Annotated in this window: 9 protein-coding genes and 3 pseudogenes; 6 read left to right on the top strand and 6 right to left on the bottom strand. The window is 61.4% G+C overall.

Translation table 11 applies throughout. The features are described 5' to 3' along the window. Positions 1 to 71 precede the first annotated feature (71 nt). From K2Y56_RS03865 to repA, 3 genes are all read right to left on the bottom strand, one after another. Positions 72 to 1,025: an IS481 family transposase gene (locus tag K2Y56_RS03865; RefSeq protein ID WP_273289077.1), complete on the bottom strand. Its 954-nt coding sequence runs from the start codon at positions 1,023 to 1,025 to the stop codon at positions 72 to 74. A gap of 249 nt (positions 1,026 to 1,274) precedes the next feature. After that, on the bottom strand, positions 1,275 to 2,234 hold the full coding sequence (repB, locus tag K2Y56_RS03860) for a plasmid partitioning protein RepB (protein WP_273289126.1): 960 nt from the start codon (positions 2,232 to 2,234) through the stop codon (positions 1,275 to 1,277). A gap of 338 nt (positions 2,235 to 2,572) precedes the next feature. After that, a complete protein-coding gene (repA, locus tag K2Y56_RS03855) occupies positions 2,573 to 3,793 on the bottom strand; it encodes a plasmid partitioning protein RepA (RefSeq protein WP_292505287.1) in 1,221 nt (406 codons plus the stop codon). Positions 3,794 to 4,232: 439 nt separating this feature from the next. On the opposite strand from repA, the gene K2Y56_RS03850 reads away from it, so the two are divergent. Then, positions 4,233 to 4,802, top strand: a complete 570-nt coding sequence (locus K2Y56_RS03850) for a LexA family transcriptional regulator (protein ID WP_292505284.1) — start codon at positions 4,233 to 4,235, stop codon at positions 4,800 to 4,802. A 15-nt stretch (positions 4,803 to 4,817) separates the two neighbouring features. Then, a pseudogene (locus K2Y56_RS26440) lies at positions 4,818 to 4,931 on the top strand (hypothetical protein); the annotation flags it as partial. A 304-nt stretch (positions 4,932 to 5,235) separates the two neighbouring features. Here the strand turns inward: K2Y56_RS26440 and K2Y56_RS03845 are convergent. Then, the gene (locus K2Y56_RS03845; protein ID WP_273289083.1) at positions 5,236 to 6,804 is read right to left on the bottom strand and encodes an ABC-F family ATP-binding cassette domain-containing protein; all 1,569 of its coding nucleotides are present in this window, start codon (positions 6,802 to 6,804) and stop codon (positions 5,236 to 5,238) included. Positions 6,805 to 7,092: 288 nt separating this feature from the next. Then, the gene (locus K2Y56_RS03840; RefSeq protein WP_043768345.1) at positions 7,093 to 7,845 is read right to left on the bottom strand and encodes an IS6-like element ISMex25 family transposase; all 753 of its coding nucleotides are present in this window, start codon (positions 7,843 to 7,845) and stop codon (positions 7,093 to 7,095) included. An 81-nt stretch (positions 7,846 to 7,926) separates the two neighbouring features. Here K2Y56_RS03840 and K2Y56_RS03835 point away from each other — a divergent pair. The 3 genes and pseudogenes from K2Y56_RS03835 to K2Y56_RS03825 all read left to right on the top strand — a co-directional run. Next, positions 7,927 to 8,439, top strand: a pseudogene (locus tag K2Y56_RS03835) (integrase core domain-containing protein); the annotation flags it as partial. 336 nt (positions 8,440 to 8,775) lie between these two features. Then, positions 8,776 to 9,543, top strand: a complete 768-nt coding sequence (locus K2Y56_RS03830) for a VacJ family lipoprotein (protein WP_292505268.1) — start codon at positions 8,776 to 8,778, stop codon at positions 9,541 to 9,543. Continuing rightward, complete coding sequence (locus K2Y56_RS03825; RefSeq protein ID WP_292505266.1) at positions 9,540 to 10,154, top strand: ABC transporter substrate-binding protein; 615 nt, start codon at positions 9,540 to 9,542, stop codon at positions 10,152 to 10,154. Before K2Y56_RS03830 ends, K2Y56_RS03825 begins: the two co-directional genes overlap by 4 nt. A gap of 232 nt (positions 10,155 to 10,386) precedes the next feature. On the opposite strand, the gene K2Y56_RS03820 is transcribed toward K2Y56_RS03825, so the two are convergent. Beyond that, entirely contained in the window at positions 10,387 to 11,025 is a 639-nt protein-coding gene (locus tag K2Y56_RS03820) for a TolC family protein (protein WP_292505290.1), read from the bottom strand. Here K2Y56_RS03820 and K2Y56_RS03815 point away from each other — a divergent pair. Next, positions 11,011 to 11,190 (top strand): annotated as a pseudogene (locus K2Y56_RS03815) (hypothetical protein); the annotation flags it as partial. The gene K2Y56_RS03820 and the pseudogene K2Y56_RS03815 overlap by 15 nt on opposite strands.

The raw sequence follows: 11,190 nt of genomic DNA, 5'->3' as shown, positions 1-11,190 counted from the left end.
AGCCGCATGGCCCGATGGCCACCCCAATCCCCGCCAAAGCGGTCCTCGAATTTACACCTCGTCCGCGGACGCTACCAGGTGAGATGGGTCGGATCGTATCTGAAGCGGCTTGGATCGTCTGCCCAGGCTCTGCAGGTCGCCTCGTATGGCGTGAGGCCGCGTAGGGTCTTGAGCCGCCGAGCGAAGTTGTAGGCATCCAAGAATGCGGCGAGGTGGTCTCGCAGCTGATCGTGTCTGTCGTAATGGTAGCGCTTGACCGTCGCCTCCTTGAGGGTCCGGTTCATGCGCTCGACCTGGCCATTGGTCCACGGGTGGTTTGGCTTGGTGAGCCGATGCTCGATGTCGTGCGCCCGGCAAATCTGGTCGAAGCGGTTGACGCGGTACAGGGCAGTCGGGCCGCGACGGTTCTTGGGCAGCTCGGCGAACTGGATGCCGTTATCGGTCAGGATGATGTGCAGGCGGTAAGGACAAGCCTCGATGAGCGCCTCCAGAAAGGCGCAGGCCACGGGCCGATCAGCGCGTTCGTGCAGCTGGGCGAAGGCGTATTTGGATGTCCTGTCGATGGCCACCCAGAGGTACAGCTTGCCTTCGCCGGTGCGAACTTCCGCGATGTCGATATGAAAGAAGCCAATCGGATAAGCCTTGAAGGCTTGCTTACCGGGCTTGTCGCCGCCGACCTCGGGTAACCGACTAATCCCGTGGCGCTGCAGACAGCGATGCAGCGACGAGCGGGTCAGGTGCGGGATGGTGGCCTGGAGCGCGTACAGGCAGTCGTCGAGCGGCAAGAGGGTGTGCCGGCGGAAGGCAACGATGATCGCCTCCTCTTCGGTCGTGAGCACCGTCGAGCGCGGCGTCTTCGGTCCCATCACCGCGTCATGCACGAAAGCACGCTTGCGCCACTTCGCGACCGTCTTGGGGTTCAGTCCATGCTGTGCGGCAAGCTCTTTGAGCGAAGCTTTCGATCGCTGTAGTGCTGCTCTGACCGCGTGCGTGGTCGTGGCGCAGCCGTGTAGAACCTGTCCCATAACGCCTCCCGGTATGCAGCGACCTCAGCTAAACTGATGCCACCACACCGCGGGACTGCACACCTAGCGCGCCCGCCGGATTGCCCCCCTTCCGAAAGGGGGGCTGCGCGATGGGATCGTCACCCGTAGGGCCGAAACCCGTAGGGGTTCGGGGAGCGGAGCGATTAGAGCCCGGTCCCGCAGGGACGCGCCTGCACCATTGGACGGCATGGTTGGCCATGGCCAACTTCGGGGTAACGCATCGGCCCTTCAGCCTTCAGAACCGCCACCGTTCCCATTTTCGAGAGAGGTCTGGGCAAGGAAGGCTGCGTAGAGCTCGTCAAGTTGTGAAGCGACAAAATCACCGAATGAGGGGTCACGATCGATGGCGAGGGTCACACTCGTCCCCTTGCGGGAGATCTGGGCCGTTGCTCGACCGCCCTGCTCTGCCCAAGTGGTCGGCGCTGGGCTTGTCGCATCCCGCGGGGCGGCGAGTGCGAAAACCTTGACGAAGCGCGCGTCGGTATCGAGGGCAGTGAACGACTCTTCCTGTACGGCTTTCTCGACCAATTGGGCGACACCGACCTTCTTAAAGTTCTCGGCGAGCGTCAGCCAGCGGCGCCGGCCCGCTTTCGGCGCTGGGCCGATTTTAGTCACGAATGTTTCTGGAACTGCACGGGCAACCGCAATGAGTTTCGACAGCTCGCCCTTATCCGTCGAGAGTGCATCCATGATAGTGGAGCGTTCGAAACCACGATCTTCGAGCCGGCGGGCGAACAGCGCCTTCTCGATGTAGGTCAGATCCAGGCGGGCTGAGTTTTCGACGCCTTGAGCTACAACGAGCTCGGCATCGCTCAACGCTCGGACAACAGCGCGAACGGGCCGCCCGAGTTCGGTCAACGCTCGCAAGCGTCGGTGACCGTAGGCAACCTGATATCGCCCAGGATCATGGGGATGGGGACGAACGAGGATCGGCACCTCTTGTCCGCGCTCTTCGATCAGCCGTTTGAAGTCAGCGAAAGTGCCCGCATCATGGTCGAGGCGATCCTGTACGAAGGACGGGTCGATTAAAGCCGGATCGATATCGACGATCGTCTCTCCTCGTGCGAGGGCGTCCTCGAGCGCGCGGCGATGGTCGTCGATTCGACCGAGCGAGAGACTCATGGCACGGACAGGCCCTGCCAGCACTCGTCCATCCTCAGACTCCTCCCTGGGACTAGAGTTGGCCATGGCCAACCTGTCGGGGGAGGGAGCTGCCGGAGTCGTCACAGCGCTGGTTGGGGCGCTCTCAACCTGTCGGACCTTGTGACCGGATTCAGGCGTAGCAGACCCCTCTGAGATGTCGGGGGTGTCACTCGGACCGGCACCGGCCTGAGCGGCTGCGCCGACTTCGGCGCTGTGGCTGGCGTTTGCCATTCCCGACTTGTCGGGGGAGGGACCCTGTAAGTTCGACTCAGGTGCAGCCTCATTGCTCTCGCTCGAACTGGCGTTCGAGCGAGGGTTGGCCATGGCCAACTTTCCGGATTCGGAGGTGGCCGAGTACAGGCTTCGGATCGCGTCGCGCCGCTTCATGCTGCCCTCCCCCAGGCCTTGTGAACCAGTCCGAGGATCTCTCGATGAACGGCATCGAGGCTTTCGTAGGCCCGGTCATACGTCGCGCGACCAACGCTGTTTCGCTCAAGCTCGTACAAGCTCTGCTTGGTCAATCCTGCATCTGCGATTGCCGTCGATTTCCATACGGAGGCCGCCAGGACATCGTCCTCGAACAACCCGCGCAGCAGGGCAACAATCTGGCTCTGCGGCCCATCATGCGGCTCGTGACGGGTCACCACGTAGCGGATGAAGTCGTGGGAGAGATCGCCCCCTGCATCACGGACGACGCGCATTAGATCAGATGCCATCAGCAGGAACTGGGACATGGATGCGACGTCGACCATCTGCGGATGGATTGTGATCAGGAGTGATGTGGCTGCGCAGACAGCGCCGAGGGTGAGGTAGCCAAGCTGGGGAGGGCAATCGATGACCACGAGATCATAGTCGTCCTGTACCGTTGCGAGAGCATGGCCAACGCGCTCGAAAAACATGCCCCCCTCGGCCCGCCGAGTGCTGGTTAGCATTTGCGGCGTCTCGTGTTCGAACTCCATGAGTTCGAGATTGCTAGGAACAAGATCAAGTCCATGAAAGTAGGTTTTTCTTATAATATCTTTTAATGACCTCCGTTTTTCATCATATCGAATGGCGCCATAGAGAGTATCACCCCAACTAAGATCAAACTCTGGCTGTATTCCGAACATCGCACTGAGCGAAGCTTGGGGATCGAGATCGACCGCGAGCACTCGATACCCCTGAAGCGCCAGCCATTGAGCAAGATAGAGCGTAGTAGTGGTCTTAGCAGATCCACCTTTAAAGTTGACACACGCAAGTGTCTGAAGACGCTCACCGCCCCGTCGCCAAGGCAGGAAGTTCAGAGCATCGTTAGGCCGTACCTCAGAAAGATATTTTCTGAGCTCTCCAATCTGTTTGAGCGTATAAAGCCGTCGTCCATTCGATTGAATTTCGGGGGACGGACCGAGTTTATCGAGAGATAGCTGACGCAAGTGACTATCTGAGACAGAAACAAGACGCGACACTTCTCCGGATGTAAATTTCCTCAATTCCTTATTGGCCTCAGGAGGAAATAACTTCTCTCGCAAGGACTGCAATTGGGAGGAAAGAAGCCGAGCATGAGATGATATGCGGTCATCTGATGCACGATCGGGTATTCCCTGCGAAGTTCCAAACTTCGACATTCTAACGCCCCCAAAACGGAAATTTCCGTCAAATCGGATAAAATCCGTTTTACAAAGCCACAGCTCTTCCAATTCCGCAAGAAGATATTGGTAAACAAGTCCCTACCGCCGCTCATGGCTGTCATGGATGGGACGTGGCTATGTGCGAGCATACCAGATCGACTCGAGGAGGAGGGCAACGCGACGGTTGGCCATGGCCAACTGTCGGCTCAGGACGAGCTTCAGTGAGCGAGCAAGCAAGCCGCGCCCGTCGTAGGTGATAGGGAATGAGCAAGCTGCGAATCCAGAGTTCGATCGCTCACTCATTCAGCCTGCGAGTTGTCCACGAAATTCACAGGGCAGAAAATCTCATTTTGCTTGACAGGCTTCGCCGCTCGACCCGGCGGGCTACCCGTGCGCTTGATATCCGTAACGGATTTCAAATTGGAGGGTCAGACCGATGCGGCAGAGCAAGCGGACGTCCTGGGGCGGCCCTCGGGAGGGGGCCGGCAGGCCAAGCGGGGAGGCGACGAAGGTCGTCCGGCTTCCGATCGACATTGCTGATGCGGCCCGGCGGGCTGCGGCGGCCCGGGGCGGCTCCAGCAGCGGCATTGCGGCCTTTCTGAAAGGGGAGGTGAGGCTGACCGCCAGTGCCCCTCTGGTGACGGAGTCGGTGGCGTGTGGCTTTCCGTCACCGGCCGAAGACAGCCTGGAGCGTCCCCTCGATCTCAACGATCTGCATGGGATCGGGGCCCCGAGCGTGTTCCTGGTCCGCGTCGCCGGCGAGAGCATGATCGGACGGGGCCTGTTCCCTGGCGATATCGCGGTGGTCGACAAGGCTCGGCAGCCGAGGACCGGCTGCATCGTGGTGGCATGCCTGAATGGTGAGTTCACGATGAAGACGTATCTATGCCGCGACGGGCATGTGATCCTTCAGGCCGAGAACCCTGCTTTCCCGAATATCGAGGTTCCTGAGGCTGCGGACTTTACGGTGTGGGGTGTCGTCACCGGCTCTTCGCGCGTTTTTTGATATGTTGGATTGCGCATGACCGGCCTCGTTGCGCTCGTCGATTGCAACAATTTCTACGCTTCGTGCGAGCGGCTGTTTCAACCGAACATGAACGGCAAGGCGGTTGTAGTCTTATCCAATAATGATGGCTTCTGTAATCGGGCCTTCGCCGTCAAGCGCTAACCCATGCCTACGTCTGCCAATGAGCATTTCGGGTGGAGGCTGTGTGAAAACGCCGAGGCGGTAGAAGGATCTCCCCTCGAATGACCTGTGCAGCGCTGAGACAGGCATCCGTATCAAACATGGGCCGCATTCAGGATGCCTGGGTGGCCACCATATAGAAAATTGTTCTAAGATTTCGGAAGGCCTCAGCGTTTTCACACAGCCTCGGTGGAAAGCGGACGGGCAGCTTACGGACCGAGTTGGGCAAGAGCTGCCTTCAATCCATATGAGGTCAAACCTCGAAGACCCGATCGACACCGACCCGCTCGACGAAGGATGGATCGTGGCTCACGACGAGAAGCGCACCGTCGAAGCTGCGCAGAGCGCTTTCCAGGACTTCGACCGACTCGATGTCGAGATGGTTGGTCGGTTCATCAAGGATGATGAGCCAGGGCGGCGCCGACCCTGCAAGGGCCGCCGCCAGGCCTGCCCGCAGACGCTCGCCGCCGGACAGCGTGCCGACGATGCGCTGGGCATCCCGGTTGCGGAAGGCGAACCGAGCACAGAGCGCGTAGGCTTCCTCGTCGCTGGCATCGGGATGCAGGCGGCGGATGTTGTCGAGAATGCCGCCTTCTGGATCAAGCAGCCCGACATGCTGATCCAGCATGACGATGCGCCCCTCGGCGCGACGCACCGTTCCAGCGACGGGCGCTAGAAGACCTGCCGCGATCCGCAGAAGAGTCGTCTTGCCCGCGCCATTCGCTCCCTTCAGGGCGATGCGCTCCGGCCCGTCGATGCGCAGGGTCCATGGACCAAGGCGCCGGTCGCCCGCTGCGGCGATGGCGCCCTCCATGGCAAGGACGTTGGCGCCGGATGGCAGGCCACTCGGGGGCAGATCGATCGTCAGGGGCGTCAGGACTTCCACCCGTGAACGAGCTTCTTCCACCTCCGCCAACGCCGCGCCCATGCGTCGATCGCTGATCGCCTGTGCCCTCCCGCCGCTGTTCTCTGCTCGCTCGGCCCGCGCGTCCAGAAGGATCTTCGGCTCGGACCCCTTGGCCGCGAAGGCACGTCCCGCCCTGTCGCGTCGCTCCTTCGCCTCGCGCTGCGCCTGCGCGGCCTGCCGCGCCGCGCGAACGTCCGCATCCGCGCGCTCCAGCTCGGCGCGGGCGCGGCGTCGATCCTCGTCGCGGACGGCGGCGAAGGCCGACCAGCCCCCGCCGAAGCTGCGCGCTTCGATCGTCGTCAGCTCCAGAATGCGGTCCACGTTTTCCAGAAGCTCCCGATCATGGCTGGCGACAAGGACGCCCCCGCGCCAATCCCGCACCAGGGCTCGGATCGCAGCGCGACCATCAGCGTCGAGATTGTTCGTCGGCTCGTCCAGGAGCAGGAGGTCCGGCGCCTCGATGACGAGACGAGCGATGCCGACGCGCGTCCGCTCCCCGCCCGACAGGGTCTGGAGGTGACGATCCAGCGGCAGGTCGGGAAGCCCGGCTTGTACGAGTGCGGTGCCGATGCGGCTCTCCAGGGTCCAGTCGGCGGCGTCGAAGTCGCCGGTGGTGCCGTTCCCCGCCAGGATGCGTTCCAGCATCTCCAGACCGTCCGTGACGCCGAGCGCTTCGGCCAGGGTCCACCCTCCTGGCATGTCCTGCCAGAGGACACCGATCGTACCCGTTCGCCGAACAGTGCCGGACGACGGCTCGGCGGAACCCGCAACGATACGAAGGAGGGTGGATTTGCCGGAACCGTTGCGGCCAACGAGCCCGACACGTTCCGTCCCAACCGCGAACGTCAGATCGCTGAAGAGCGGGCGGTCAGGCGTCCGGGCGGAGACGGAGTTGAGCGTGAGGAAGACGGACATGGGCAACCGTGGCACGGGTAGAGACAAGGCGGATCGCGTTGCTCGTCCTGTTGTTCACGGCTGCACTCCCTTTGTGGTTCGGTCCTAACGTATGACCTGGATCCCTGCCTTGCAACCGAACGGCGGCTTCCGGGCATCCGGCGAAGGACTGCGGACGTCCGTAGAGGGTCGAAAGTTCGCGTTCCCCGATAACGTCGTAGACGCGCTTGGGGTCGGTCATGCCATAGTCTGGTGGGGCCTGTCGCGAACTCAGTGTCAGGCCGCGGAAGGCTCTCTACCGTTCTGCTTTCACGCTTTGTTCGCCTGCGGAAGCCCAAAGCAGAGTGCGAGAAGACGGTTCTGCTCGCGGACCGTCCACGCGCCGGCGAAACCGAAGCCCTTTCGCAGCCAGAGCATGGCCTCGAAGCCGCAGATCGTGCGTCGCGCTGTATGGAAGGAGCGGAAGCCGCCGATCCGGGGCATGTTCTTCTTGACCCGGAAGTGGTCGCTCTCGATGCCTTGCTGCAGATGTTTGGTGACGTAGTGGAGCGGCGCGTGGGGCAGAAGACTATCGCTCTTCGCAGCCACGATCGCGGGTGGATAGGTGCTGGCACCATCCGTGCCGATCCGATCGGGCGCAAGAAGTGGCTGATCCGCCAGCATCTTACGGAAGAACCGCTTGGCCGCGTCGAGATCGCGGTTAGCGGTGAGGAGGAAGTCGACTGGGTTGCCGTGCTTGTCGACAGCTCGGTAGAGGTAGCGCCACTCACCACGCACCTTGATGTAGGTCTCATCGATCCGGATCGACCCGCAGTGCGGCTTGCGAAATTGGCGCAGCCGCTTCTCGATCAACGGCGCATAGGCGAGCACCCAACGGTTCAGGGTGCTGTGGTCCACCTCGACCCCGCGCTCCAGGAACAGCTCCTCGATGTCACGATAGCTCAGCGGGTAACGCAGGTACCAGGCGACGGCCTGAACGATCAGGGCCGCCTCGTAGTGCCGGCCCTTGAAATCGGCTTTGGAGCGCTGCTTCAGCTTCGCGGCTATGGCGGACAGGATCATGGGGTGGCCTCCGAAACAGGAGGTGCCATGCGGGCTCTATGGTCAACGCGGGGTAAACGCCACGGGTTTGCGACAGGGCCCTTCGTCGAGACGCGCACCCACGACGGGCGCAAGTTCCGGATGCTCAACGTCCTCGACGAGTTCAGCCGCGAGTGCCTGGCCATCCGAGTGGATCGCAAGCTCAAGGCGGCCGACGTGATCGATGTGCTGTCCGACCTGTTCATCCTGCGCGGCGTGCCGGCGCACATTCGGTCAGACAATGGTCCGGAGTTCATCGCCAAGTCGGTGCAGTCCTGGATTGCGGCCGTTGGCGCAAGGACGGCCTACATCACCCCTGGTTCGCCGTGGGAGAACGGATATGTCGAGAGCTTCAACGCACAGATACGCAACGAGCTGCTGAATGGCGAGATTTTTTACACGCTCAAGGAGGCGCAGATCATGATCGAGGGCTGGCGACGGCACTACAATACGGTTCGGCCGCATGGCGCATTGGGCTACCGGCCGCCAGCGCCAGAGGTGTTCGTGCCAGCTATAGCCGCTAGGCCGGCTGCACCGGCCAAGCTCGCCGTGGTCCAGCGACCAACCCTGCACTAACTTTGACCTTGGACCACCTCGTGGGGGCCGATCACAAAATCGTAATTTCCCCGTCTCACCGGACACCGCTACGGTCGCGAAGCCGTTCCGCGGGTTTGATCGAGACGTCCGCCGATCAGAAGGTGGCGCAGATCAGGCGAGGTCGCGAGGTAGTCTGCCATGTGCCGAAGGAAGACGAGTTGGCTGCCGCGCGGCAACCAAACACGTCCGCCCAGAGCGGAGTACGTGTCCGGGGCCTTCCTCCGCCTGTTCGAGACGCATCCCCGCTGGCCGCTCACGAGCGGCCGGTTCTCACAGCGGCGTTAGCGCAAAGCCCGGGTTTTGGAGACTCTCGATATGCCGGAGCTGTTGACACGCTGGGGCAAGACGTCCCGGCCTGCAGCCTTGCGGTCAGCAACCTGGGTGCTCCTCTTATTCACATTCGCTATGGCGGGAGGATGCTCGACGACGCGGTACTATGACGCCGGATCGAGTGATGGTCCCGAACTCGAACGGATGAACCGAGCCACCTTCGCGTTCAACGAGGATTTCGATCGGCAAGTGGTGGAGCCGGTGGCACAGCAGTATGTCAGCCATGTGCCCAACGACCTTCGCAGAGGTATCGATAATTTCGTCTATAATCTAAATGAACCCACTTACTTGGTTAACTTTCTACTACAAGGACACGCGGATCGATCGGCTGCGGCAGCCGGCCGCTTTGTTCTCAATACGTCACTCGGATTGTTCGGTTTCGTGGACTATGCGGGGATGATCGGTCTCACTCAGAAGCGGACGAGTTTCGACCTGACGCTCGCATACTGGGGCATACCGTCCGGAGATTACATCGTTCTCCCGATACTTGGTCCATCATCGCCCAGAAAAATCTTTGCCGACATTGGCGAGGGTATTCTCGATCCCTTGAACGCGATCCCGGCTCTGAACGGCGGAGCGACGGTTGCAGCGCGCACGATTGCGACCGGTGGGCTGAGACGCGTAGAGGTCGCCAGCGATTTGCGAACTTTGCGCGAGGACTCACTCGACATTTATGCCCGAGTGAAGAGCCTATACCTGCAGCAGTATTCCGAGCCTGTGCCAATCGAACAAGATTTGGGGGATGCGCGGTGAGCGGCAATATGGCGATGACATCGAAACGGAAGATCACGGCGCTGCTGTTCGCGATTGCTGTGGCGAGTGGCACGGTGCCCGCCCGCAGCGACGATCCTGCAACAGGGGTCGTCAAACGGTTCTACGACGCGATGATCGCGGTCATGCGCTCTGGACAAGCGACGCGAGCGCGGTTCGATCAGCTCAAGCCCGTGATGATGCGCACCTTCGATATGTCTGTGATGGCGCAGCGGGTCCTAGGCTCGCATTGGAGCACGATGTCTCCGGAGGCCAGGAGGAAATTTCAGGCTGCCTACGCCGACTTCATCGTCGCAACCTACGCGAGCAAGCTCGACACCTATTCCGGCGAGCGCTTTGATGTGGAGCCCTCCTCGCAACCGCAAGGCAACGGCACCCTTGTCTACACCAAAATCGTGGATAGCGATGGCGTGGAACATGCTGTCAATTATATTGTCGGTCGAGATAGCAAGGTTTTCGATACGTATTTTGATGGTACGATCAGTGATGTCGCCGCGCGGCGTTCAGAATTTACGGGCATCATTCAGAGGTCAAGCCCCGACCAACTTACCGAAGCCCTGACCGATCGTACCCGAAAACTTCTCGATCGATGATACCTCGGCGGATTGAGGCGCCGTTGAGCCCGCCAGTGCGCCACGTCTACCGCCACACCCCGGCCGCGCCTCATTCGGGTAGCGCCTCATGGATTTTACACGCTCCTTGTGGACCGACGCACGGGATGTTCCCAGCCAACGTCTATAGGCCCAATTGGCCCGCTTGAAATTCTCACTGCAGGCGGCCAGCCTCAGCATGCGCGGGAATATCTCAGGATGCAGTGCTCAGGCGTTATCGTCCGTCCGGGCTCCGGACGCCGAACCAGAGATCTTTGACTTGATCGTAATGAACCTTCTTGTCATAGACGTTCCCGGTCAAGTTAAGGAACTTGACCGTCAACTGGCCCATGCTGAACACGACCTGATAGGAGGCGATGACGCGGTCTCGCTGCGCTGAGACGAGGCCGACCCGGGCGAGGAGAAGTTCCTGCTGCGCATTGAGGACATCCAGCGTGGTCCTCTGCCCGATCGCGGCTTCTTCCCGTACGCCGGCCAGCGCCCGCTCGTTGGCGATGACCGCCTTCTGCGACGCGATCACCGCCGCTTTCGCAGCCTCAAGGGCCCCCCAAGCCGTCACGACATTGAATCGGGCGCGATCCCGGATCGACTCGACCTCAATGCGGCGCTGCCCGACGCGCTCCTTCGCCTGCCTGATTTCCGAGTACACGAAGCCGCCCTCATAGAGGGGTATCGTCAATCGGCCTTGAACGATCCCACTCAGCGAGCTGCTGTTGGGTCGAGGACTGTTGCTAAGTGGCGGCAGATCGTGGTTGCCTTCAAGGCTGGCTGAGGCCGTGAGCTGCGGATAGAGCTGCCCCTCGGCGATCTTCACCTGCGCCTCGGCGACGTCGACGTCGTGACGCGCCGCGATGATGCCGGGATGATCCCGAAAAGCTGTGGCGATCGCGCTTTCCCTGTCCGCTGGTATGAACGCGTCGATCGGACGCCCCGGCGCCAGATTGCGTATTCCGACGAAGCCGGCCGGGGATTCCGATTTGAAGCCGGCCGTCGTTCCGAGGCGAAGCCGGCCACCATT

The sequence above is a fragment of the Methylobacterium sp. genome (assembly GCF_019745455.1).
Classification (GTDB): domain Bacteria; phylum Pseudomonadota; class Alphaproteobacteria; order Rhizobiales; family Beijerinckiaceae; genus Methylobacterium.
This window is presented reverse-complemented; position numbering and strand designations above follow the sequence as displayed.